Genomic DNA, 23,629 nt, shown 5'->3' with positions numbered 1-23,629 from the left:
GCTGAACCTGCTCGACGCGGAGAGCGGCGCGCTGGCGAACTGATTTGACGAGGTTGGCCGATCTGTTCAAAGTCGATCCTGGATCGCACAACGGGATATGACATGGTGGATTCCGATCGGATCGACAAGCTGATCGCAGGGGTGCCCCCCGCCTTGGCGCTTCGTGCCGGGCTGGACCTTGGCATCTTCACCCGGCTCGGCGGCGATGCTGCGACTGCCGACAGCCTTGGGGCAGCGCTCAAAGTCGAGCCCGCTCGTCTGTCGCGGCTCCTCTACGCGCTCGCCAGCATCGGTCTCCTCGACGTCAAGGATGGTCAGTTTCGCAACGGAGCCGAAGCGTCGAAGTTTCTCGACGCGTCCAAGCCGACCTATCGCGGCGGCGATCATGTGCTGCTGCGCGAACTCTGGGGAGCCGACCTTTTGACCGCAGAGTCGCTGCGGCAGAACCGGCCGGCCGCGCTGCATGACTTTTCTGAAGCGGGGCCAGAATCCGCAGCGGCCTTCAGCCGCATGCTCGCACCGGGAGGGGTGATTTTCGGCCGGAATCTGGCCCGTGAGCTGGACCTCTCGGCGGTCCGTTCGGTGATCGACATCGGCGGCGGCGCCGGGACCATTCTGGTCGGACTTCGCGAGCGATGGCCGCATATTGCGGCGACTTTGATGGAACTCCCGACGGTCGCAGCGGTCGCACCAGCGATCCTGTCGGAATACGGTGCCGGCGATGTGGTTGTCGAAGAAGGCGACATAACGGTCGCTCCATCGACCGGCCGGCATGACTTGGCAATCCTGAAGGCTGTCGTCCAGGTCCTGCCGCCGGACCAGGCGCGCAGTTCGATCCTGAACGCGGCGCGTTGCCTCACCCAAGGAGGCGAGATCGCAATTGCGGGGTGGGGTGTCGTCGATGACGACCGTCTCGGCCCGCCTGAGGGTGTCTTTCTCAATCTCACCTTCCTGAACCTTTACCGCGCAGGCGAATCGTACACGGAAGGTCAGTATCGCGGGTGGATGGCCGGGGCTGGGTTCCGGGATATCTCCAGGTCGCAGCTGACCGACGGCACCACGTTGTTTCGTGGGCGCCTCACGGACTGATCGTGGCTGGAGTGGTTGGTTTCGGGCGTGTGTGGCCCTCAGAGCCAGCCCCGGACGGATTGCACAAAGTTCCTGAGGCGGCGTGAGCCGATCTTTCCCCTTACCGGGCAGCGCGGTGTCCCCTGTCTTCTCGATAGCTTCTTCGCAGAGGGGGCATTTAAATGTCACTTGGTCGACAACAAAGTTCGGGATAGCGGCATATTTCGCATTCGTCGATTGGGGCGGAACCTCCGACAGGATGTTGCGCGGTCGCTGCAACTTGCGCCTAGACTAGCCCGTTCGACTACGTCGAATCGGAATGGAGTTTTTAGACATTCGTTTATCTATTCGTGGTTTCTAATACATATGGCATCCAACGCGTTCACCCGGATTTGGTTTGCTTTGAGCCGCCTAAGGCGCGCCACGAACGGTAACGTTGCCGTCATCGTTGCCTTCACCTTGCCGGTCGTGGTTGGCGGCGCCGGCCTCGGTGTGGAGACATCCTTCTGGTATTACAGCAGCCTTAAGCTGCAGGCCGTTGCCGATGCCGCGGCCTATGCCGGCGCGCTCGAGAAAGTCGCGGGTTCCGATAACCCGACCATCATCGCCGCCGCCACGCAGTCCGCGACCTCGAACAATTTTGCCACGCCGGGCACGATCCAGGTCAACACGCCGCCATTGTCCGGCCCGAACACCGCGAAGAAGGCAGTGGAGGTCATCGTCAAGCAGAACCTCGACCGCTACTTCACGGCGATTTTCAACCAGGCGCCCGTTGCCGAACAGGCAAGGGCGGTGGCGCTGATCAATGACGCCTCCAAAGCTTGCGTGCTGGCGCTCAGTCCGTCGGCCTCCCAGGCTGCGCTCTTTTCCGGTAACACCACCGTCAACCTCACCGGCTGTTCGGTCATGTCGGACTCGATTGCCTCGGACGCCATAAAGACGCAGGGCTCGGCGGTGCTCAAGGCCGACTGCCTGATCACGGTCGGCGGCATGGTGCTGAACAATCCAGCGACCACAGTCTGCAAGTCCAACATCACCCGAGCCTTGCCGGCAGCCGATCCTTTCTCCGGCTTGGCGACGCCGACAGCCGGCAACCCTTGCAAGAATGTCAACGGCAACAAGACGTCGCAAACACTCCAGCCTGGCACCTACTGTAGCGGCATGAGCCTCAGCGGCAACGTCACCCTGCAGCCCGGCGTCTACGTCGTGCAGGGCGGTATGAAGGTCAACGCCAACGCGGTCGTCGCCGGCAGCGGGGTAACCATCTTCATGGCAGGCAGCAACACCGTCAGCATGAACGGCAACGCCAAGGTGACGCTGAGCGCGCCTACCTCCGGAGCCTATTCCGGCGTGCTGTTCTACGGCGACAGGACCGGGACTGCGGCACAGAGCACCTTCAACGGCACAGCGGACTCGCTTTTGACCGGCGCCATCTATTTTCCCAGGCAGCAGGTCAACTACCTTGGCAACTTCTCGGGGAACGGTGGCTGCACTCAGGTCGTCGCCGACACCATCCAGTGGTCAGGCAGTACGACGATAAAGCAGAACTGCAAAGGCCTCGGGATGGACGACATTCCGGCGGCACTGTCCGTTCAGCTTGTCGAGTAGCGGGATGGGTGGGCGGACCTTGCGCATTGTCCGGGACAAATCCGGGATAGCCGCCGTGGAGTTTGCCATGTTGCTGCCCGTCCTGTGCTTGGTCTGCCTCGGCATCGCCGATGGCTGGTCCTACGTGACGAGTTACCTGCAGATGCGCGCGGGCGTCAAAACCGCGGCCAATCTCGTGATGGCCGGCGCGTCCAATGACACCGGGACGCAGGCGGTCGCGCTTTCGAGCTGGAACGACAAGCCCGAGGACGCCGCGGTCGTGCTGGTCCGCTCCTATTTGTGCGGCGCCACGGTCGTGGATGAGACCACCATCTGCGGCGGAAAGAAAATCTTCGTCCAGATAACGGCGACGGGCACCTGGGTGCCCCCGTTTAACTTCGGTGTCTTCCCGGACCCGCGCGCGATCAGTCATCAGCAGGTTATCCGTGTCCGCTGAAAGGATCGGATCCAGGTGGCGCCGTGACTGCTCCGGCGCAGCCGGGCTGGAATTCGCCTTGATCGCGCCTTTCCTGGTGATGCTTTTGTTCGGAATCTTCGCCTTCGGCTGGGCCATGAATGCCGTGTCGACCGTCCGCTATACACTGGAAACCTCTTCCCGGGCGCTGCAGCTGAACAACACGCTTTCGCAGAGCGACATCCAGGCTATCGCCACGCAGAAATTGGTGAACCTGGGTCTGAAGAACGTCATTGTGACGATCGCGACTGACCCTGCCAGCGGCGGTTTCAAGATGGCGCATCTGACCGCCAGCTATGCCTTCGTCATCGCTTTCCCGTATTTCGACCAGTATCCGATAAATTACGCCACGACCGTCACGGTGCCCCTGGTTGCCAGCTAGGATACGGCCGGCTTGGTTGAGTTGGCGGCGCCGAACTCAGACCGTAACGGATCGACTGGGAACCATCGCTCGATCTGGAATTGTACTTGCAAGAGGTCGATTCTCTTCGCGGCTGTAGATGCTTAAAGCTCGCTCCTGAGACCTCAGGGATGGACTTTTCTATGGAACTAAAGTCAGGCTGCTTGCTTGGTCGCGTCCGTGAAAATCACCGAAAACCAGTCCATCAGTGCTGCAACATGCCGACAGGCTATCTCAGTCACCAAGCCTTTGATCTTGCTGGTGATCCCGACAGGAATCGAACCTGTGACCTACAGATTAGGAATCTGCCGCTCTATCCTACTGAGCTACGGGACCACGCGGCCCGACACATAGCCGCTTCCGATCGTTTCGCCAAGAGGCTCGCCGAAGGCAATGAAGAGGCCGGCCGAAGGCTAATCGGCCGGCCTTTCGTCGGGGCAGGTCAGGCTGCCAGCGCCGTTTCGGCCAGTTTCACCCAGTAGCTCATGCCGTGCGGTATGACTTCGTCGTTGAAGTCGTAGGCCGGATGATGGAGGCCGGCGGTCTCGCCATTGCCGATGAAGATGAAGGCGCCAGGTCGGGCTTCCAGCATGTAGGAGAAGTCTTCGCCGCCCATCACCGGCTGGATGGCGCGGTGGACCTGGGTGTCGCCGGCGACATGTGCCGCGACATCGCCGGCAAAGACCGTTTCTTCCGGATGATTGAAGGTCACGGGATAGTTGGCGTCATAGTCGACAGTGATCGTCGCGCCGAAGGCGGTGGCTATTCCTTCGCAGATGGTGCGGATGCGCTCTTCCGACTTCTTGGCGATCTCTTTCTTCAGTGTGCGCACCGTGCCGGCAATCTCGGCGGTCTCGGGAATGACGTTGTAGGCGTCGCCGGCGTGGAACTTCGTCACCGAAACCACCACCGCCTCGACCGGATCGGTGCTGCGCGAAGCGACCGTCTGAAGGGCGCCGACCAACTGGCTGGTGATGACGATCGGGTCGATCGTGCCGTGCGGCATCGCCGCATGGCCGCCGCGGCCCTTCACGGTGATGGTGAACTCGGCGGTCGCCGCCATGATCGGGCCCGGCCGGATGGCGAACTGGCCCACCGGCAGGCCCGGCATGTTGTGCATGCCAAAGACGCGCGAAATGTCGAAACGCTCCATCATGCCGTCCTTGACCATCTCGTTGCCGCCGCCGCCGCCCTCTTCGGCCGGCTGGAAGATAACCGCGACCGAACCGGCGAAATTGCGCGTTTCGGTCAGATATTTGGCGGCGCCCAAAAGCATCGCCGTATGGCCGTCATGGCCGCAGGCGTGCATTTTGCCGGGAACGGTCGAGGCATAGGGCTTGCCGGTGATCTCGTTGATCGGCAGCGCATCCATGTCGGCGCGCAAGCCGATGGTCGCGCCTTGCCCCTTGCGGCCATGGATGATGCCGACGACGCCGGTCTTGCCGAGGCCCGTCACCACGTCGTCGCAGCCGAATTCCTTCAGCTTCTCGGTGACGAAGGCGGCGGTCTTGAAGACATCAAAATTCAGTTCTGGCGTTTGGTGCAGATGGCGTCGCCAGCCGGCAACTTCATCCTGCATCTCGGCGGCGCGGTTGAGAATCGGCATAATGGTTCCATCTCGCTGTTGGAGCAGACGATCTGGCCTGCTTGATTGCAATTGTGATTGCCATGCTTGTTGCCATCTTGGCACTTTGCCATCTTGGCGTCACATAGGGTAAATAGCACCCCAGACAATGTGATCCGGAAATTGAGGGCCGGATCAGGTCATGCTGGCCATCGCGTAACGAAATCTTACGGAGCCAGGGGCGACTACGGCAAGAGGCGATTTCGGATTCCATGATGCGGCACAGCCATATCCTCAAATTACTGCTAACGGGCGGCTTGGCGCTACCTATGCTGGCTGGGCCAGCTTTGGCCAATCCGGTGATCCTGTTCGACCTCAACAGCGGCAAGGTTCTGCAGCACCAGGACGCCTTCAAGCGCTGGTATCCCGCTTCGCTGAGCAAGCTGATGACCGCCTATGTCACCTTCCGGGCGATTGCCGCCGGCGAGGTCCAGCTCGATTCACCGATCAAGGTGACCAAGCATTCGGCGGGCGAACCGCCGAGCAAGATGGGCTTCAAGCCGGGCTCGGTGATGCGGCTCGACAATGCGTTGAAGATGATGCTGGTCAAATCGGCCAACGATATCGCCATGGCCATCGGCGAAAACATAGGCGGCTCGCAGGCCGGATTCGCCGTTCGCATGAATGCGGAGGCGGCGCGGCTTGGCATGACCGGAACGCATTTCGTCAATCCGAACGGCCTGTTTTCGCCGGAGCAGTACACGACGGCGCGCGATCTTGCCCTGCTGGTGATGGCGATCCGCAAGGAATTCCCGCAATACGCCCCCTGGTTCTCGATCGAAGGCCTTGCCGTCGGCAAGAAGGCGATCTCCAACTACAATCTCTTGATCGGGCGCTATCCCGGCGCCGACGGCATGAAAACCGGGTTCGTCTGTCCCTCGGGCTTCAACATGATCGGCTCGGCGACACGCAATGGCCGCACGCTGGTCGCGGTCGTGCTCGGCGAAAAATCGGCGATCAGCCGTGCCGAGACCGCCGCCAGGCTGCTTGACCAGGGCTTTGCCATGCCCGACCCGAACTGGCTCACGGTCGCGGCTATGCCTTCCTATGGCGATACCATGTCACCCAACGACATGCATGATGAGATCTGCAGGAAGAAGGCGCCGCACGAGCAGTCCGAGGCGGCTCCGCCGGTGGCCGCGAAGGGCGCCGACGTGCCGAAATCGCCCTATCAGGAAAAGCTCGACCACGTGCCGACGCTGGTTGCAGTCGGCCTCGGCGGCGCCACCGGGCCGGCGCCGAAGGCGATGCTCGACCAGGGCGGCCAGGAATACGCCGATGTGCCGCTGCCGAGCTGGCGGCCAGACATTCCGGCGCCAAAGGGCGCCGAACCGGCCGTGGTGGGCCAGGCAACCGCGGTGCAGGGCGACCAGCTGGTCAAAGCCGCGAACTAGGCGATGGCTGGCTTTCCGATACCCGTCACGGTGGTCACCGGCTTCCTCGGCGCCGGCAAGACGACATTGCTCAACCGGCTGCTCAAAGATCCGGCACTGGTCGACACGGCCGTCATCATCAACGAATTCGGTGAGGTGGCGATCGACCACCTGCTGGTCGAGCAGGCCTCGGACGGCATCATCCAGTTGTCCGACGGCTGTCTGTGCTGCACGGTGCGCGGCGAACTGGTCGACACGCTGGCTGACCTCGTCGACCGGCTGCAGACGGGCCGTATCGCCCGCCTTGCCCGCGTCGTCGTCGAAACCACCGGGCTCGCCGATCCGGCGCCGGTGCTGCAGTCGATCATGGCGCATCCCGCCCTTGTGCAGGCCTTCCGACTTGATGGCGTCATCACGCTGGTCGACGCGGTCAACGGCAATGCGACGCTCGACGGCCATGTCGAGGCGGTCAAGCAGGTGGCGGTCGCCGATCGCATCGTGCTGACCAAGGTCGATCTGGCCAGCGATCCCGGCGACGTCGATGCTTTGCGAACGCGACTCCATCAGCTCAATCCAGGCGCCGTGGTGCTGGACGCCGGCGACAGCCGAACCGGCGTCACGGCGCTGTTCGATTGCGGCCTCTACAATCCGGCGACCAAATCCGCCGATGTCCGGCGCTGGCTCGGCGAAGAAGCCGCCCATGAGCACCACCATCATCATGATCATGACCACGGCGAGCATGAGCACCACCACCGCCACGATTCCCGCGTGCGCTCCTACTCGCTGGTCCATGACGGCCCGGTGCCGTTTTCGGCGATCGAGATGTTCCTCGACCTGCTGCGTTCTGCGCATGGCGACAAGCTTTTGCGGATGAAGGGCGTCATCGAGCTTGCGGAGGACCCGTCGCGGCCGCTTGTCGTCCACGGGGTGCAGAAGATCCTGCATCCGCCGGCGCGGCTGCTGGCCTGGCCGGACGGCCAACGCGGCACCAGGCTGGTGCTGATCACGCTCGATATGCCGGAAGATTGTGTGCGCCGGCTGTTTTCCGCCTTCACCAACCGGCCGTCGATCGACACGCCGGATCGCGCGGCGCTGGAGAGCAATCCGCTGGCGATAGCCGGGGGCTGATTGTCAGGCTCGCTATGCGCCGCGTTCGACCAGGAAGCGGTGGCCGCCGCTGACGGCTGATGTTTCAACAAGCTGGTGGCCAGCGTCGGCGCAAAAGGCGGGGATGTCGATGACCGCCAGCGGGTCGGTGGTCTCCAGCCAAAGCCGGCTGCCCGGCTGCATTGCCGCCAGGCGTTTTTTCGCCTTGAGAACGGGCAGGGGGCAGTTCAGGCCCTTGAGGTCATAGATCGCGGTGTGATTTGTTTGTTTGTCTTCATGCATGTCTTTGTCCCAAAACCGCTGCGCACTTTTGGGCGACATGCATCGGCAAGGCGAAAAACCTCAGCCGCCGAACATGCCTAGCAGCTTGTTCTTGATCTTCGACATCCGGCTTTCGTCCGCCGGCGGTTCTGCAGGCGCCGCGTCGACGCTCGCAGTGGCGACCGGCTGCTGGGCGGCCTGCTTGGCTGCTTCCTTTTCGGCCAGCGCTTGGGCCTTTGCGGCTTGCTTTTCAGCCAGTGCCTGGGCCTTGGCGGCTTTCGCAGCCTCGATGGCAGCAACCCGCTGTTCCTCGGCCTTGCGCTTGGCTTCCTTCTCTGCGTCCAGCGCCGCCATCTTGCGGCCGGCGGGCGAATCGATGCGGCCCATGCGCGCCGTCTCGGTCAGCGTGCCGTCGGAATTCAGCGACGGCGGTTCGATCGGCACGCGCTCGCCCCGGGCGCGGCGCTTCGACCATTCGGAAACGATGGCGGCTTCCTTGATGCCGGCAATGGTCGGCTTGGGCGCCGGCACGCTGGCTTTGACCGCGCCGGTGAAGGCCGCGTCATAGCTGCTTTGATAGGCGTTGAGTGCGCTCTTCAGCGAATCCGGCTGCGTGGTCGCCGGGCAGGCGCCGGTCGGATCGAATGTCGTGCCCTCGGGCGCCACCTGGTTGAAGACATAGCGCTTGTCGCAGACATCGACTTTCGGCGGCACCTTGGTGATCTCGAAATTGTCGTAACCGACCTTCAGCATCTTCCAGAACTCATAGTTCGGGTCGTTGCGGTAACGCGCCATGTTGGCGGCGGTCATGCGGAATGGGAACGCCTGGATCTGGAACTCGGTCTGGCCGCCCTGGAAGGCATCGCGACCAAAAGCGTAGATCTGCTCGATCTGCGGATCGGTCATCGAATAACAGCCCGACGACGAGCAGGCGCCGTGCACCATCAGATTGGCGCCGGTGCGGCCATTGGCACGGTCATAGGCGTTGGGATAGCCGATGTTGAAGGACAGATGATAGTTCGAGCGCGGATTCATCTGCGACGGGCGGACCGTATAGAAACCTTCCGGCGCCTGGCGGTCGCCCTCGGTGTATTTCGGGCCGAGCTTGCCCGACCATTTGCAGATGTCGTAGCTGGCGACCATCTCGTAGCGGCCGGTGGTCTTGGCCTTCCAGATTTCGAGCTTGCCTTCTTCCTTGAAGATGCGGGCCATCACCGACGAGGTGCGGATCATGCCCTTGGCCTTCATGTCGGCCAGGATCTTGTCCGGCAGCGGCTTGCTGGCTTCCGGCGCAAAATTCTTCATCGAGGAATCGTTGCAGCCGGCAACGCCAAGCGCGGCGATCAGAAGTGCAGTGCGGGCAAGCTTGGTAAACATGGATACGGCTATGTCTTTTTCTCGCGTCACGGCCGGATAGCGCCCGGGCCTGCATGCTGAACACTGACGGACCCTAAGCCCGTTAACCTTGAAAATTCCTTACCGCAAGCGTCGGACAGCGCCCCCACGGCAATTCGCCCGGTGTCACGGATTTTTTATTGAGCCGAATGCGGCGGCATTTTTGTGGCGAAATTGCTCCTTGACGCCACATTGCGGTGCGCTGCCGGCCAAAATCAGAGGCTGCGGCCCATCGCCAGATATTTTTCGCGGCGCTGTTCGCGAAAATCGGTGTTGGCGCCGGCAAAATCCTTCATCGTCTTGGCGATGAGGTCGCCGGTGGCGGCGATCACCGTTTCGGGCGCGCGCTGGGCGCCGCCGAGCGGCTCGGCAATGATGGCGTCGATGATCTTCATTTCCAGAAGGTCCTGGGCGGTGATCTTCATGTTGGTCGCCGCATCTTTCGAGCGCGTGGTGTCGCGCCACAGGATCGAGGCAGCGCCTTCCGGCGAGATCACCGAATAGATGGCGTGTTCCAGCATGTAGACGCGGTTGGCGGTGGCGATCGCAATGGCGCCGCCCGAACCGCCTTCGCCGATGACGACCGAAATCGATGGCACTTTGAGGCCGAGGCAGGCCGAGGTTGAACGGGCGATGGCTTCAGCCTGGCCGCGTTCCTCGGCGCCAACGCCGGGGTAGGCGCCGGCGGTGTCGACCAGCGTCAGAAGTGGAATCTGGAAGCGGTCGGCAAGTTCCATCAGCCGCACGGCCTTACGGTAGCCTTCAGGGCGCACCGAGCCGAAATTGTGCTTGAGCCGGCTCGCCGTGTCGGAGCCCTTTTCCTGGCCGATGACGGCCACCGGTTCGCCGCGGAAGCGGGCGAAGCCGCCGATGATCGCCTGGTCCTCGCCGAAATTGCGGTCGCCGGCGAGCGGCGTGAAATCGCTGAACAGACCCTTGATGTAGTCGAGGCAATGCGGCCTGTCGGTGTGGCGCGCGACCTGCACCTTCTGCCACGGGGTCAGCGCCTTGTAGATGTCGCGCAGCGCGTCGCGCACGCGCTTCTCGAGCCGGCTGATTTCGTCGCCGACATCGACCGCCTCGCCATTCTCGGCAAGCTTCTTCAGCTCGAGGATCTTGAGTTCAAGGTCCTGCACCGGCTTTTCGAAATCGAGGTAATTGTACATTCTTGAGCGGACCGATGCGTCGGAAGGCAAACATCGCGCAGATGTAGGCTCCGCGCGGGCACGTTGCCCTCACATAGCGATATGAGGCCTAGTCGGCAAGCGGATGATGATCGTTGACCAGCCGCACCAACCGCTCTTCCAGCACATGCGTGTAAATCTGCGTGGTCGAGATATCGGCGTGGCCGAGCAGCTGCTGCACCGCCCTGAGATCGGCGCCGTTCTGCAGGAGATGGCTGGCGAAAGCATGGCGCAGCACATGCGGCGAAATTTTCGCCGCCGATATGCCGGCCCGCGCGGCAAGGCCTTTGAGATCGCGGGCAAAGACCTGCCGGGAGAGAAAGCCGCTGTCGCCGGCGGCCGGGAACAGAAACGGGCTGTCGGCGAAAGCCGGCACCGACGCCCGGGCCGTGAGCCATGCCCGCATCGCCATGCGGGCCTTGGCCGACAGCGGCACCATGCGCTCCTTGTCGCCCTTGCCGCGCACCATGAAGAAGCGGTCGTCGCGCTGGGCGACGGTCACCGGCAGGCCGACAAGTTCGGAGACGCGCAGGCCGGTGGCATAGAGCACCTCGACCAAAGCGTGCAGGCGCAGTGCCGCCACCCGGTCGCCATTGACGCCATCGCCTGTCTCAAGCGCCGCACGGTCGAGCAGCCGACCGGTATCGGCCTCGCTCATCGTCTTGGGCAGCGGCCGGCCCTTTTTCGGACTGTCCAGCGTGCCGGTCGGGTCGTCGCCGCGCAAGCCCTCGGCGTAGAGGAACTTGAAGAACTGGCGGATCGCCGACAGTTTGCGCGCCTGCGACGTCGACGCAAAGCCGCGCGCTGCGATGTCGTCGAGATAGGCGCGGATGTCGACTGCGGCGGCAGCGGCAAGCCCGCCGGCAATCTGCTGCGAAGCGTCTTCGAGATCACGGCGGTAGGAAGACAGCGTGTTTGCAGCGGCACCGCGTTCGGCGCTCATCATTTCGAGAAAGGCTTCGATGCGAGCCGCGCTGTTCATGTTCCAGGGGTCAGTTTTGGGTCAGTTTTTCTTGGGGTTCAGCTTTTCCGGTGGAATGCGCACGGTGATTTCGGCTTTTTTCGGCTCGACGAACATCGCCAACGCCACCATCGTACCATAGGCAATGCCGGCAAGAATCATCATCGTCACGACAAAGCGGAACAGTGTCGGCATCAATCTTCGCCCGTCTTCTTGCTCTGCGATTCCAAGCCCTGTGTCCTTATGGGACGCTAATTCCGTCAATTCAAGGACGAAGGGCTCTGCGTGCGAAAGGCGCTATGCTTGACGCAAACGGGCTTTTGATGTCGATACGCCGGCAAAGACGGCTTAGAAACAGCATGGTCTCATGAACGCGTTACCAGCAAATCCTCCCGGCGATAGCCATGCCGCGCTGCTCGACAGGCTGGGCAGCCGCTCGATCGTCTTTGTCGGCCTGATGGGCGCCGGCAAGACGGCGATCGGCCGCAAGGTGGCGACGATGCTGTCGCTGCCCTTCGTCGACAGCGACCAGGAGATAGAAACCGTGTCGCGCATGACGGTGCCGGAACTGTTCGAACGCTATGGCGAGACCGAATTCCGGGCATTGGAGCAGCGCGTCATCCTGCGCGTGCTGGAGAGTGGGCCGCAGGTGCTGTCGACCGGCGGCGGCGCGTTCATGAATGCGCAGACGCGGGAAGCGATCGCCGGGCATGGCGTGTCGGTGTGGCTGAAGGCCGAGATCGACCTGTTGATGGAGCGCGTGTCCAAGAAGCAGAACCGGCCGTTGCTCAAAAGCGCCGATCCGCGCGCCGTGCTCGAGCGACTGATGGGCGAGCGCTACCCGGTCTATGCCACGTCCAACATCACCGTGCCGACACGCGACGACCGCAAGGAGGTCATTGCGACGGAGGTTGTCGACGCGCTGTGCGGGCATTTCGGCATTCCGGCTCCGACTGCGCCAGGCGAGGTGCGGCTGTGAGCGAACCGGTCACTGTCGAGGTCGGCCTTGGCGAGCGTGCCTATGACATCCTGATCGGCCCTGGCCTTTTGGCGCGCGCCGGCGCCGAGATTTCGCGCCGCCTGCCCGGCACGAGGGCGGCGGTGGTCACCGACGACAATGTCGCGGCGGCACATCTCGACGCGCTGAAGGCCGGTCTGGAAACAGGCGGCATCCAGCCTGCCGTCATCACTTTGCCGGCCGGCGAAAAGACCAAGAGCTTTGCCCATCTCGAAGAGGTGGTCGACGGCGTGCTCGCCGCCAAGCTGGAGCGCGGCGATGTCGTCATTGCGCTCGGCGGTGGCGTCATCGGCGACCTGACCGGCTTTGCCGCCGGCATCGTGCGCCGCGGCATGAATTTCGTCCAGATTCCAACCTCGCTGCTGGCGCAGGTCGATTCCTCGGTCGGTGGGAAGACCGGCATCAACAGCCCGCGCGGCAAGAATCTGGTCGGCGTCTTCCATCAGCCGAAGCTGGTGCTGGCCGACACCGAAGTGCTCGACACGCTGCCGATCCGCGAATTTCGCGCCGGCTATGCCGAGCTTGCCAAATACGGGTTGATCGACCGACCGGCGTTTTTCGCCTGGCTGGAAGCGAACTGGGAAAAGGTGTTCGCCGGTGGTGCGGAACGGGCGGAGGCGATTGCCGAGGCCTGCCGCGCCAAAGCCGATGTCGTCGCCCGCGACGAGTTCGAAACCGGCGACCGCGCACTGCTCAATCTTGGCCACACGTTCGGCCATGCGCTGGAAGGCGCCACACAGTATGATGGCGCCCGCCTCGTCCATGGCGAAGGCGTCGCCATCGGCATGGCGCTGGCGCACCGCTTTTCCGCAAGGCTCAATCTGGCCAGCCCGGACGACGCGGCGCGCGTGGAGGCGCATCTTCGCGCCGTCGGTCTACCCTGGCGGATGGCCGACATCCCTGGTGAGTTGCCCGATGCCGAGGCGCTGCTTGGCTTCATCACCCAGGACAAGAAAGTGTCGCGCGGCGCGCTGACCTTCATCCTGACGCGCGGCGTTGGCCAGGCTTTTATTGCCAAGGATGTACCGGCGTCGGAAGTGCTTTCGTTCCTCAGGGAGAACCACCCGGGCCAGGAAAGCCGGCAGCGATGATCAACGAGCCCGGCTGGACCGTCGTCGCCGTCCTTGCCATCCTCATCCTGCTGGTCCTGGCCGTGCGCACGCGCCTGCTTGCCATGTTCGGCTATGAGCTGTCGCGCATCGAGCCGCAGCGCTCGACACAGGACGAGTTGCGCGGCGCGGTCGACGATTTCCGCCGCGACGGCCAGATGGTGCGTGAGGACCGCGACCGCGTCGGCGGGCTGTTCGATCTCGCCGAGCTCGAAGTCTCCGACATCATGGTCCACCGCACCAATATGCGCTCGGTCAATGCCGACAATGGGCCGGAAGCGGTGGTGCGCGAGATCCTGCAAAGCCCGCACACCCGCATGCCGTTGTGGAAAGGCTCTCTCGACAACATTGTCGGCGTGCTGCACGCCAAGGACCTGCTGCGAGCGCTGAACGAGGTCGGCAACGACTTTTCCCGGATCGACGTGATGAAGATCGCTTCGAAGCCTTGGTTCGTGCCCGACACCACGACGCTGCAGGAACAGCTCAACGCCTTCCTGCGCGCCAAGGCGCATTTCGCTATCGTCGTCGACGAATATGGCGAGGTCGAAGGGCTGGTGACGCTGGAGGACATTATCGAGGAGATCGTTGGCGAGATCGCCGACGAGCACGATGTAGACATTCAGGGCGTGAAGCAGGAGGCGGACGGTTCCGTGGTCGTCGACGGCACCGTGCCGATCCGCGATCTCAACCGGGCGCTCGACTGGAACCTGCCTGACGAGGAAGCGACCACCATTGCCGGCCTGGTCATCCACGAGACGCAGTCGATCCCCGAGGAAAAGCAGGCTTTCACCTTCCACGGCAAGCGCTTCGTGGTGATGAAGCGCGACAAAAACCGGATCGCCAGAATCAGGATCAGGCCGGCGGGCGAATCTTAAAGGTACCGAGCAGGCCCGCCACATGACGCTCTTTGCCGAGCTTATGCCGCGATCTGGCTCGTAGACCGTTCGTGGATGGTCGCACCGGTTTGAGCGTCAACTGCGACCAGGCTGACCTCGTAGCCCCAGAGGCTGCGGACATGGCGCAGCGTCGCGTCACGGCTGGCCCCTTCGAGCACAACACCATCCTTTACCCTGTGTTGCAGCCGCAACTGCCGGTCGCCGAGCAGGTCGACATCAATCACCTGGATGTCCGGCCGATTCGCTCCAAGGTCGTAACCGTGGGCTAGCTCGGCCCGTATCTTGTGATAGCCACGTTCGTTGTGGATCGAGGCGACTTCGAAATGCGGTTGGTCGGCTCCATCGCCAAGCACGAAGAACCGCCATTTTCGGATCAAGCTCGGGCTGAGGTACTGGCGGATAAAGGATTCGTCGCGGTGGTTGGCCCAGGCCTCAAGCAGGACCTCGCGCCAGTTGCCATGTCCTGCAATGTCCGGGAACCAGTCGCGGTCCTCCGCCGTCGGCTCGGTCGAAATGCGCTGTATGTCCTGCATCATGTCGAGGCCGAGGGCATAGGGATTGATGCCTGAAAACCGGGGATCGTCAAAGGCCGGCTGGAAGATCACGTTCGAATGGTTGCGCAGGATTTCGAGCATGGCACCTTCGCCGATCCGGCCGCGATCGAATAGCATGTTCATGAGCGTATAATGCACGAAGGTGGCGCAGCCTTCATTCATGACTTGAGTCTGTCGCTGCGGGTAGAAATATTGCGCGATGACGCGGACGATCCTGATGATCTCGCGCTGCCAGGGTTCCAGGATCAGGCTGTTCTTCTCGAGGAAATAAAGGAGGTTTTCCTCGGGAAGGTTGAGCGATCTCTTGCGCTCCGCCATCCCTTGATCCTCATTGCCGGACTTGTTTTTGTTCTGCGACGGCGGCAGCGTGCGCCACAGATCGTTGTAGGAGCGCTCTTCGTATTCGAGGCGCTCGCGAAGCCCTTCGCGCTGTCGCTCCGACGAGAGCTTTGGCGGCCGGTGGTAGCGGAACACCCCTTGTTCCATCAGCGCATGGGCGGAATCGAGAATAGCCTCCACTGCTGCAAGGCCGTGCCGCTCCTCGCACCGGGCGATGTAGCCCTTGGCGAAGTCCAGATAACCCAGGATTGCCCCGGCGTCGGTCCATTGCTGAAACAGATGATTGTTCTTGAAGAAATGATTGTGGCCAAGCGCCGCGTGGGCCGTCACAAGGGCCTGCAACGCCATGGTGTTTTCCTCCATGAGGTAGACGATGCAGGGATTGGAGTTGATGACCAGTTCATAGGCCAGCCCCCGACCACCCTTACGGTAAAGAAGCTCCTGGTGAAGGAAATGTTTGCCGAACGACCAATGCCGATACATCAGTGGCATGCCGATAGATGAGTAGGCGTCGAGCATCTGCTGGGAGGAGATTATCTCCATCTGGACCGGGTAAGTATCGAGATGCAACTCGTCGACCGCGATCGCCTCGATCTCTTCAAAAGCCCGCGATAATTTCTCGAAATTCCAGTCGGAACCGGAAAACAACAAATTCGTTTCGTTGGCTCGCCTGACCATCTCTCTCTCTCAAGCGCTCTTGATGGCCACCGGCTGCCTGGCGAAGAGCCGGTGGAAGACCGGGTAAATATCCGCGGGAGCAGCGATGCGGCTCATCTGGAAGTTGGGCCATTTCAGCTCGATCGTACTGTAGGCGCGCCAAAGCGACGTCCCGTTTTCGGTAGCACCGAATATGTGGCTCTCGCGTTCGTCGATGATCTCGACATAGGCGAAATACTGGCACAGGCGCATGAGCTTGCCGTTCATGAGCTCTATGCATCGCTCGGAATCGGTGGTGAAATTGTCCCCGTCAGAGGCCTGCGCGGCGTAAATGTTCCACTCGCTGGCAGGATAGCGCTGGCCGATAATGCGGTGCATTTCGTCGAGCGCGGTGGAGACGATCGTACCGCCGCTCTGCGTGTTGTAGAAGAACGTGTCCTCATCCACTTCGTGCGCCTCATGGGTATGGCGGATGAAGACGATCTCCGTGCGTTCGTAGCGCCGTTTCAAGAACAGGTGCAGCAGCACGAAGAAGCGTTTGGCCAAGTCCTTTTCGCGTTGGCCCATCGATCCGGACACGTCCATAAGGCAGAACATGACGGCATTGGCATTCGGCACCGGCCGGGCGTCGAAGCGGTTAAATCGGATATCGACCGGATCGACAAAGGCAATTCGCCTGCGCCGTCGCTCCAGCCGGTCAAGCTCGTCGCGTAATTCCGCGATGCGCTGGCGCACCGCCGCGCCGGCCGGGGCCGACTCAAGCGTGACGATTTCCCGGAGGATCGCCTCCAGTTCCTGCTGCGTGGGGCGCCTCAGCGCAATGCGCCGGCCTAGGCTGTTGCGCATCGTGCGGCCGGCATTGATGTTGGTCGGGGAACCAGTTGCCGCGAAGCCGGCCCGGCGCGGCTTGAAGGCAAGGATTTCCTTGAGATTGAGCTTAACCAGGTCGGGCAGTTCGAGATCCTCAAAAAAGAGTTCGAGCACCTCCTCGCGTGACAGCACGAAACGAAAATCGTCTTCCGACGCCGTGTTTCCTGGCGACGACGCCGCGCCGCCCCCATGCGGCTTCGGGAGCAGGTCTCCAGGGGAAAAATGCCTGTTGCCCGGAAGGATGTGTCGGCGCCGTCCGCTGGCCCTGTCATCGTTGAAGCTCGGCTCGGCTGTTTTCCTTTCAGGCATGGGCACGGCGTGCTCGGTATCCACGTCGGCGATCCTGCCAGTGCGGATTTGATCGCGAATGCTCCGCTTCAACTCCTCGCGAGCACGCCTGAGGAAGCGCTGTCGATTGCCAAGGCTCTTGTCCTTGGGGTTCAGGCGACGGTCGATGAAGATCGGCATGGAACCATCCGGCTCTGTCAACCCGCCTTGTTCACCCGCATGTACCAGTCCACCAGCCGGCGTACCTGCCGTTCTGTGTAGCCACGCTCGATCATGCGCTGCACGAATTCGTTGTGGCGCTTTTCCGTAACGCTGTCTTGCTTGGAGCCGAAGCTGATCACCGGCAAGAGGTCCTCGACCTGTCCGAACATCCGCTTCTCGATGACCTCGCGCAGTTTTTCATAGCTGGTCCATGACGGGTTGCGGCCGTGGTTTCTTGCGCGAGCGCGCAGAGTGAACTTCACCACCTCGTTACGGAAGTCCTTGGGATTGGCGATGCCTGCCGGTTTCTCGACCTGCGAAAGTTCGTTGTCCAGGATCTCCCGGTTGAGGATCTGGCCGGTGTCGGGGTCCTTGTAGTCCTGGTCCTCAATCCAGGCATCCGCATAGGCGATGTAGCGGTCGAAGAGGTTCTGGCCGTATTCGCTATAGGACTCCAGATAGGCCTTCTGGATTTCGTGGCCGATGAACTCGGCGTAGCGCGCCGCAAGCTCCGACTTGATGAATTCAAGATAGGCCGCTTCCGTTTCCTTCGGGAACTGCTCCCGCTTGATCGCCTCCTCCAGAATGTACATCAGATGCACAGGATCGGCGGCCACCTCCTCATTATCGAAGTTGAATGTCTGCGAAAGGATCTTAAAGGCAAAGCGCGTGCTGACGCCCGTCATGCCTTCATCGACGCCGGCGGCGTCGCGATATTCTTGGACCGACTTTGCCCTGGGATCGACTTCCTTCAGATTTTCGCCGTCATAGGCGCGCATCTTGGTGTAGAGCGGCGAGTTGTCGTGCTCGGCCAAGCGCGTCGAAACTGCAAAGCGGCTGAGGATGTCCAAAACTTCAGGGGCACAGGGGCTGGCGGCCAACTCGCTCTCACGCAGCAATTTCTCATAGATCTGCCTCTCTTCGGTGATCCGCAGGCAATAGGGTACCTTGACCACCAGGATGCGATCGAGAAACGCCTCGTTGTTCTTGTTGCTCTTGAACTGTTGCCATTCCGACTCGTTGGAATGGGCGACGATGATCCCCTGGTAGGGAAAGGCGCCGAAATTTTCAGTGCCGTTGTAGCTGCCTTCCTGTGTCGCGGTCAGCAGCGGATGCAGAACCTTGATGGGTGCCTTGAACATCTCGACGAATTCAAGCAGACCTTGCGTGGTCCGGTTCAGGCCACCGCTATAGGAATAGGCATCGGGGTCGGACTGGCTAAAATTTTCCAATTGCCTGATGTCGACCTTGCCGACCAGGGCCGAGACATCCTGATTGTTCTCATCGCCAGGTTCGGTCTTGGCAATGCCGATCTGGCGCAGCCGCGAAGGCATCAGCTTGACGACGCTGAATTTGGAAATGTCGCCAGACAATTCGTCGAGGCGCTTGGCCGCCCATGGCGAAATCAATCCGTTCAGCCGGCGCCGGGCTATGCCGTATTTATCCTCTAGCAGATCACCCATGTGATCGGGATGGAACAGCCCAAGCGGCGACTCGAAAACCGGGCTGATCTGGTTGCCGACCTTCAGCGTGTAGATCGGGCGCTGCTCCATCAGTTTCTTCAGGCGCTCGGCCAGAGAGGATTTGCCGCCGCCGACCGGGCCGAGGAGATAGAGGATCTGCTTGCGTTCTTCGAGCCCCTGCGAGGCATAGCGGAAATACCCGGCTATGCGCTCGATCGTATCCTCCATTCCATAGAAGTCGGAAAAATGAGGGTAGACCTTGAGGGTCCGATTCGCGAAAATGCGGCCGAGCCGCTCGTCTTTGCTGGTGTCAACCAGTTTTGGTTCGCCGATTGCGTCGACCATCCTTTCGGGAGCCGAAGCGTACATCGATTTGTCTTCCCGACAGGCAAGAAGATACTGTTGGATGCTGACCTCTTCGTCCGCCGCATTGGCATAAATTTCCGAAAAAAGATCGAAGACGTCGGATTGGGTTGCACGCATGATGTTCTGCCCTCGGAGCCGATCTGGATTCCAATCGCCTCATCACCTTCAACTGTCGGAAAGCATTGTTGGTTCCCTTCACATGAAGGAGAGTGGCTGCAATCCGGGTAGAAGGCTTGGGAGGAAACATTCGGAGTGGCTGGAATGGCGGGTTGCCCGGTGCTGCGGCGCTGATGGGCGGCGTTGTCGCCGGCCAGCTATCTCGATGGACACAAGCATCCGCCGACCTTCATCGCCTATTCGCGCGCCGAAGGCTGCGACGACCAATCGAAGGCTTTGCCAAGCGCCTGCGCGCCACCGGCACTGAAGTGACGCTGTTCGACGGCAACGCCTACACGCATATGTCGATCAATCACGACTTCGGCGAGGACGTCGACGCGTTGACCGCCGCGATGCTGGCCTTCCTGAATGCGACCGTCGGTTGATCCCGGATCCCCGCGAGGCGTCCTGGATCAGACCAAAAGCCCCGGCGGGACATTGCCGACCCGGCGCCTACAGGTGCAATTGTTCCTGAATTGTCGATTGGGAAAGAAAATCATGAATGGCGCCGATCTGCTGTGCGACGTGCTCCTGGCCAATGACGTCACGGTCTGCTTCGCCAATCCTGGCACATCCGAAATGCATTTCGTTGCCGCACTGGACCGCAAACCTCAGATGCGCTGCGTGCTCGGCCTGTTCGAGGGCGTGGTGACCGGCGCCGCCGACGGCTATGCGCGCATGACCGACCGCCCGGCAGCAACGTTGCTGCATACCGGACCGGGTCTCGCCAACGGTTTGGCCAACATGCACAACGCAAGGCGTGCGCGCAGCCCGATGATCAACATTGTCGGCGACCATGCTTCTTACCATCTGCCGCTCGATGCCCCGCTGACCAGCGACATAGAAGGCCTAGCGTCGCCGATGTCGAACTGGGTTGGCCGCGTCAAGGGGCCGGCCGATATTGTGCCGGCCGCAGAGGCGGCTTTCCGCGCTTCACTCACGCCGCCTGGCGTCACGACCTTGATCCTGCCTGCGGATGCCGCCTGGGGCGAAGTTGCTGCGATTTCGCCTGGCAAGGTGAAGCTGGAGCCGCCGCCCGCCGTCGACATGGATGTTGTGCGCACGATCGCCGAAGCAATCCGCGCCGCGCCGGGCCGTGTCGGCATGGTGGTGCGTGGGCAGGCGGCGCGCGCCGATGGACTTGAAATCGCAGGGAGAATCTCATCGGGAAGCGATGTCAGGCTGTTCAGTGAGGTTCTGATCGCCCGCATGCAGCGCGGCCGCGGGCGGTTCGCCCCGACCCGCATTCCCTATCCGGTCGATGCGGCGACGGCCACGCTCCGGGATATCGATTTGCTGGTGCTGGTCGGCGCCAAGGAGCCGGTTGCCTTCTTCGCTTATCCCGGCAAGCCCGGGCGGCTGGTTCGGGACGATTGCAAGGTGCTTTCGCTGGCGGCGCATGGCCAGGATCTGAAAGCGGCGCTGGAGGCGCTGGCCGACGAACTCGGCATCAAGCCGACGCAGCAATTCACCGCGGCAACCGCCTTTCCAGACGAAACGACGCTGAGCGGGAGACTGACGGACGATGCCATCGCGCTGTCGATAGCGCGCAAACTTCCGGCCAATGCCATCGTCTGCGACGAAGCAGTCACCTCGGCGAGACGGTTCTTCGCGCTATCCGCCTTTGCGGCGCCGCACGACTACATGATGGGTACGGGCGGATCGATCGGCGGCGGCATTCCCATGGCTACCGGCGCAGCGATCGCCTGCCCGGACCGCAAGGTGATCAATCTCGAAGCCGACGGCAGCGGTATGTACACGGTGCAGGGACTGTGGACCCAGGCCAGGGAAAAGCTTGACGTGCTGACCATCATCTTTTCCAACCGGACCTACGCCATCCTGCATGGCGAAATGAAGAATGTCGGGGTCAATGAAATCGGCGAGAACGCCAAGCGCATGCTCGATCTCGACCATCCTGCGCTGGACTGGGTTGCGCTGGCCAAAGGCATGGGCGTCGAGGCGGCCCGCGCCGACACGTGCGAACGGTTCGACGCGCTGCTCGACAGTGCGCTGTCGCGTCCGGGACCGTTTCTCATCGAAGCGGTGATCTGAGGCGGAAGAGACTTACCAGCGGGTCTTTTCGCCGGGTGCAGCCGGTTCGATTGCCAGCGCATGGACGCCGCCTTGCAGCTCCGCTGCCAGCAATTCGTTGACGGCGCGGTGGCGGTCGATGCGGCTCATGCCGGCAAAGACGGATGAGACGATGCGGACGCGAAAATGCGTCTCGCCAGTGCCGTCATAGGCACCGTGATGGTCGGAGCCGTGGTGGTGATGACCGGCATGGAGATGGCTTTCATTGACGATCGCCAGCCGCTCCGGCGAAAACGCCTTGTTCAGCTTGTCTTCCATCGTCGCCTGTATGGACATCGCCATCTCCCTTCACCATATCTGCAAGGCGTGATCGGGAAATCGGGATCGATCCCGCTGGGCCGCCTCAAAAATCGCCATTCGCCCTGCTTTATGCCGCGATTCAGCGGTTAGGGCGATGATCGCGAAAATGTCAATTCTTGTTTCGCACGTGCGAACAGCCCATAAATGGGTGAGATGAAACCGTACCCCAAATATTTCGAGAAAATTCGGGTCCGTCCCGACAAGGATGCGGAGCTGAAGTCGCACTCGCCGATCTGCCAGTGGGACGGCTGCAAGGAGGCCGGTACCCACCGGGCGCCGGTCGGACGCATGAAGGAAGGCGAGTATTTTCAGTTCTGCTTCGATCATGTGCGCGAATACAACAAGGGTTTCAACTACTTCTCCGGCGTGCCGGACACCGAGATAGCCCGCTTCCAGAAGGAAGCGATGACCGGCCACCGGCCGACATGGAAGATGGGCGTCGCCGGCGCCTCGACGCGCTCCTCGCCCGATTTCGCCCAGCAGCGTTCCGGTCGCGCCGGCTATTACAACCGCATGCGCGATCCCTTCGATCTGTTCAAAGGGCCGAAGGACCCGCGCGAGGCGCGCGAACGCAAGGCCAAGCCGCTTGAGGCCAAGGCGCTGGAAACGCTTGGCCTTGATACAAAGGCGACTGGCAAGGACATCAAGGCGCGCTATAAGGAACTTGTGAAGCGCCACCATCCGGATGCGAATGGCGGCGATAGAGGTTCGGAAGACCGGTTCCGCGATGTGCTGCAGGCCTATCGCGTGCTCAAGCAGGCGGGTTTGTGCTGAGCAACCTAACGGTTCGTGTCGTTTTCCAACTTTCATAAGGGTGGAAAAGGCTCTAAGACCGCCCCCGGACAAAATCGATTGCCGGCGAAATCAGGCATTTCGCCAGTGGAGACTTGGATAGAGATGAACAAGGTCGATCGCGACATCGCCAATTTGCCCGACACGACGGTGTCGGTGAAAGACAAATTCGGCTTCGAGTCCAAGATGGTGGTGCCGGCCTATTCGGTGACCTCGGAACATGTGCCGGACATCGATCCGGACTATCTGTTCGACAAGGCGACGACGCTGGCGATCCTTGCCGGCTTTGCCTACAATCGCCGCGTCATGGTGTCTGGCTATCACGGCACCGGCAAATCGACCCATATCGAACAGGTCGCCGCCCGCCTTAACTGGCCCTGCGTGCGCGTCAACCTCGACAGCCATGTCAGCCGTATCGACCTCGTCGGCAAGGACGCCATCGTCGTCAAGGATGGCCTGCAGATCACCGAATTCCGCGACGGCATCCTGCCCTGGGCCTACCAGCACAATGTCGCGCTCTGCTTCGACGAGTACGATGCAGGCCGTCCGGACGTGATGTTCGTCATCCAGCGCGTGCTGGAATCGTCGGGCCGCCTGACGCTGCTCGACCAGAGCCGGGTCATCCGACCGCATCCGGCGTTCCGGCTGTTTTCGACCGCCAACACGGTCGGCCTCGGCGACACTACCGGCCTCTATCACGGCACGCAGCAGATCAACCAGGCGCAGATGGATCGCTGGTCGATCGTCACCACGCTGAACTACCTGCCGCACGACAATGAGGTGAACATCGTGCTGGCCAAGGCCAAGCACTATCGCGACGGCAAGGGCAAGGACATCGTCAACAAGATGGTGCGGGTCGCCGACATGACGCGCTCGGCCTTCATCAATGGCGATCTGTCGACCGTGATGAGCCCGCGTACCGTCATCACCTGGGCCGAAAATGCCGAGATCTTCGGCAATATCGGCATGGCGTTCCGGCTGACCTTCCTCAACAAGTGCGACGAGCTGGAGCGTTCGGTGGTGGCCGAGTTCTACCAGCGCGCCTTCGGCGAGGACCTGCCCGAGAGCGCCGCCAACGTGGTGCTGGGCTGAGC

23 protein-coding genes and 1 tRNA gene are annotated in these 23,629 nt (G+C 61.8%); 13 read left to right on the top strand and 11 right to left on the bottom strand.

Going from position 1 to position 23,629, the window contains the following annotated elements; translation table 11 throughout:
• Positions 1 to 102 precede the first annotated feature (102 nt).
• The 4 genes from ACYG9V_RS01000 to ACYG9V_RS00985 all read left to right on the top strand — a co-directional run bounded on the left by ACYG9V_RS01000 (position 103) and on the right by ACYG9V_RS00985 (position 3,512).
• Positions 103 to 1,089, top strand: a complete 987-nt coding sequence (locus tag ACYG9V_RS01000; protein ID WP_023751680.1) for a methyltransferase — start codon at positions 103 to 105, stop codon at positions 1,087 to 1,089.
• Positions 1,090 to 1,470: 381 nt separating this feature from the next.
• A complete protein-coding gene (locus ACYG9V_RS00995; RefSeq protein WP_348524259.1) occupies positions 1,471 to 2,676 on the top strand; it encodes a pilus assembly protein TadG-related protein in 1,206 nt (401 codons plus the stop codon).
• A 4-nt stretch (positions 2,677 to 2,680) separates the two neighbouring features.
• Positions 2,681 to 3,112 carry a TadE/TadG family type IV pilus assembly protein gene (locus ACYG9V_RS00990; protein WP_023690708.1) on the top strand — a complete coding sequence of 144 codons (432 nt, stop codon included), beginning with the start codon at positions 2,681 to 2,683 and terminating at the stop codon, positions 3,110 to 3,112.
• On the top strand, positions 3,102 to 3,512 hold the full coding sequence (locus ACYG9V_RS00985; RefSeq protein ID WP_023708223.1) for a TadE/TadG family type IV pilus assembly protein: 411 nt from the start codon (positions 3,102 to 3,104) through the stop codon (positions 3,510 to 3,512). Before ACYG9V_RS00990 ends, ACYG9V_RS00985 begins: the two co-directional genes overlap by 11 nt.
• A 277-nt stretch (positions 3,513 to 3,789) precedes the next feature.
• On the opposite strand, the gene ACYG9V_RS00980 is transcribed toward ACYG9V_RS00985, so the two are convergent.
• Together ACYG9V_RS00980 and ACYG9V_RS00975 are read right to left on the bottom strand one after the other, a co-directional pair.
• Positions 3,790 to 3,866 (bottom strand) — tRNA-Arg (locus ACYG9V_RS00980).
• Between the two features lie 106 nt (positions 3,867 to 3,972).
• Positions 3,973 to 5,136 carry a M20 aminoacylase family protein gene (locus tag ACYG9V_RS00975; RefSeq protein ID WP_352463186.1) on the bottom strand — a complete coding sequence of 388 codons (1,164 nt, stop codon included), beginning with the start codon at positions 5,134 to 5,136 and terminating at the stop codon, positions 3,973 to 3,975.
• 233 nt (positions 5,137 to 5,369) lie between these two features.
• Between ACYG9V_RS00975 and ACYG9V_RS00970 the strand changes: the two genes are divergently transcribed.
• Positions 5,370 to 6,548 (top strand): D-alanyl-D-alanine carboxypeptidase family protein, encoded by a 1,179-nt coding sequence (locus ACYG9V_RS00970; RefSeq protein ID WP_023699101.1) that lies wholly within the window; start codon positions 5,370 to 5,372, stop codon positions 6,546 to 6,548.
• A 3-nt stretch (positions 6,549 to 6,551) separates the two neighbouring features.
• Positions 6,552 to 7,655 (top strand): CobW family GTP-binding protein, encoded by a 1,104-nt coding sequence (locus tag ACYG9V_RS00965; protein ID WP_352765920.1) that lies wholly within the window; start codon positions 6,552 to 6,554, stop codon positions 7,653 to 7,655.
• Positions 7,656 to 7,667: 12 nt separating this feature from the next.
• Here ACYG9V_RS00965 and ACYG9V_RS00960 read toward each other — a convergent pair whose 3' ends face one another.
• From ACYG9V_RS00960 to ACYG9V_RS00940, 5 genes are all read right to left on the bottom strand, one after another.
• On the bottom strand, positions 7,668 to 7,916 hold the full coding sequence (locus ACYG9V_RS00960) for a sulfurtransferase TusA family protein (protein ID WP_027050749.1): 249 nt from the start codon (positions 7,914 to 7,916) through the stop codon (positions 7,668 to 7,670).
• Between the two features lie 60 nt (positions 7,917 to 7,976).
• Positions 7,977 to 9,272 (bottom strand): murein L,D-transpeptidase family protein, encoded by a 1,296-nt coding sequence (locus ACYG9V_RS00955; protein ID WP_352765918.1) that lies wholly within the window; start codon positions 9,270 to 9,272, stop codon positions 7,977 to 7,979.
• A gap of 233 nt (positions 9,273 to 9,505) precedes the next feature.
• Positions 9,506 to 10,456 carry an acetyl-CoA carboxylase carboxyltransferase subunit alpha gene (locus tag ACYG9V_RS00950; protein WP_023685389.1) on the bottom strand — a complete coding sequence of 317 codons (951 nt, stop codon included), beginning with the start codon at positions 10,454 to 10,456 and terminating at the stop codon, positions 9,506 to 9,508.
• Between the two features lie 88 nt (positions 10,457 to 10,544).
• Complete coding sequence (locus tag ACYG9V_RS00945; RefSeq protein ID WP_286458628.1) at positions 10,545 to 11,456, bottom strand: site-specific tyrosine recombinase XerD; 912 nt, start codon at positions 11,454 to 11,456, stop codon at positions 10,545 to 10,547.
• 21 nt (positions 11,457 to 11,477) lie between these two features.
• The gene (locus ACYG9V_RS00940) at positions 11,478 to 11,630 is read right to left on the bottom strand and encodes a hypothetical protein (RefSeq protein ID WP_023670666.1); all 153 of its coding nucleotides are present in this window, start codon (positions 11,628 to 11,630) and stop codon (positions 11,478 to 11,480) included.
• A gap of 172 nt (positions 11,631 to 11,802) precedes the next feature.
• Here ACYG9V_RS00940 and ACYG9V_RS00935 point away from each other — a divergent pair, with 172 nt between their 5' ends.
• The 3 genes from ACYG9V_RS00935 to ACYG9V_RS00925 are packed head-to-tail and all read left to right on the top strand — an operon-like array spanning position 11,803 to position 14,437.
• On the top strand, positions 11,803 to 12,414 hold the full coding sequence (locus ACYG9V_RS00935) for a shikimate kinase (protein WP_023670667.1): 612 nt from the start codon (positions 11,803 to 11,805) through the stop codon (positions 12,412 to 12,414).
• A complete protein-coding gene (gene aroB / locus ACYG9V_RS00930; RefSeq protein WP_023694054.1) occupies positions 12,411 to 13,544 on the top strand; it encodes a 3-dehydroquinate synthase in 1,134 nt (377 codons plus the stop codon). The genes ACYG9V_RS00935 and aroB overlap by 4 nt, the downstream gene beginning before the upstream one ends.
• Positions 13,541 to 14,437 (top strand): HlyC/CorC family transporter, encoded by an 897-nt coding sequence (locus ACYG9V_RS00925; protein ID WP_023670669.1) that lies wholly within the window; start codon positions 13,541 to 13,543, stop codon positions 14,435 to 14,437. Before aroB ends, ACYG9V_RS00925 begins: the two co-directional genes overlap by 4 nt.
• Positions 14,438 to 14,478: 41 nt before the next feature.
• Here ACYG9V_RS00925 and ACYG9V_RS00920 read toward each other — a convergent pair whose 3' ends face one another.
• The 3 genes from ACYG9V_RS00920 to ACYG9V_RS00910 are packed head-to-tail and all read right to left on the bottom strand — an operon-like array spanning position 14,479 to position 19,313.
• Positions 14,479 to 16,029, bottom strand: a complete 1,551-nt coding sequence (locus ACYG9V_RS00920) for a SpoVR family protein (protein ID WP_023685369.1) — start codon at positions 16,027 to 16,029, stop codon at positions 14,479 to 14,481.
• A 9-nt stretch (positions 16,030 to 16,038) separates the two neighbouring features.
• Entirely contained in the window at positions 16,039 to 17,346 is a 1,308-nt protein-coding gene (locus ACYG9V_RS00915; protein ID WP_023685368.1) for a YeaH/YhbH family protein, read from the bottom strand.
• Between the two features lie 17 nt (positions 17,347 to 17,363).
• Entirely contained in the window at positions 17,364 to 19,313 is a 1,950-nt protein-coding gene (locus ACYG9V_RS00910; protein WP_023685367.1) for a PrkA family serine protein kinase, read from the bottom strand.
• A gap of 92 nt (positions 19,314 to 19,405) precedes the next feature.
• On the opposite strand from ACYG9V_RS00910, the gene ACYG9V_RS00905 reads away from it, so the two are divergent.
• Both ACYG9V_RS00905 and ACYG9V_RS00900 read left to right on the top strand, forming a co-directional pair.
• The gene (locus ACYG9V_RS00905; RefSeq protein WP_245260187.1) at positions 19,406 to 19,738 is read left to right on the top strand and encodes a hypothetical protein; all 333 of its coding nucleotides are present in this window, start codon (positions 19,406 to 19,408) and stop codon (positions 19,736 to 19,738) included.
• A 112-nt stretch (positions 19,739 to 19,850) separates the two neighbouring features.
• Positions 19,851 to 21,404, top strand: coding sequence for an acetolactate synthase large subunit (locus ACYG9V_RS00900; RefSeq protein ID WP_023699106.1), 1,554 nt, complete (start codon positions 19,851 to 19,853; stop codon positions 21,402 to 21,404).
• Positions 21,405 to 21,416: 12 nt separating this feature from the next.
• On the opposite strand, the gene ACYG9V_RS00895 is transcribed toward ACYG9V_RS00900, so the two are convergent.
• Positions 21,417 to 21,719, bottom strand: a complete 303-nt coding sequence (locus ACYG9V_RS00895) for a BolA family protein (protein ID WP_023694052.1) — start codon at positions 21,717 to 21,719, stop codon at positions 21,417 to 21,419.
• A gap of 168 nt (positions 21,720 to 21,887) precedes the next feature.
• Here ACYG9V_RS00895 and ACYG9V_RS00890 point away from each other — a divergent pair, with 168 nt between their 5' ends.
• Together ACYG9V_RS00890 and cobS are read left to right on the top strand one after the other, a co-directional pair.
• A complete protein-coding gene (locus ACYG9V_RS00890) occupies positions 21,888 to 22,517 on the top strand; it encodes a J domain-containing protein (protein WP_032887126.1) in 630 nt (209 codons plus the stop codon).
• 123 nt (positions 22,518 to 22,640) lie between these two features.
• Positions 22,641 to 23,627, top strand: a complete 987-nt coding sequence (gene cobS / locus ACYG9V_RS00885; RefSeq protein ID WP_023670677.1) for a cobaltochelatase subunit CobS — start codon at positions 22,641 to 22,643, stop codon at positions 23,625 to 23,627.
• Positions 23,628 to 23,629: the final 2 nt, after the last annotated feature.

Source organism: Mesorhizobium sp. W016 (genome assembly GCF_054719485.1).
Note: the sequence above shows the minus strand (reverse complement) of the source record. Positions and strands in the feature narration are given on the sequence as shown.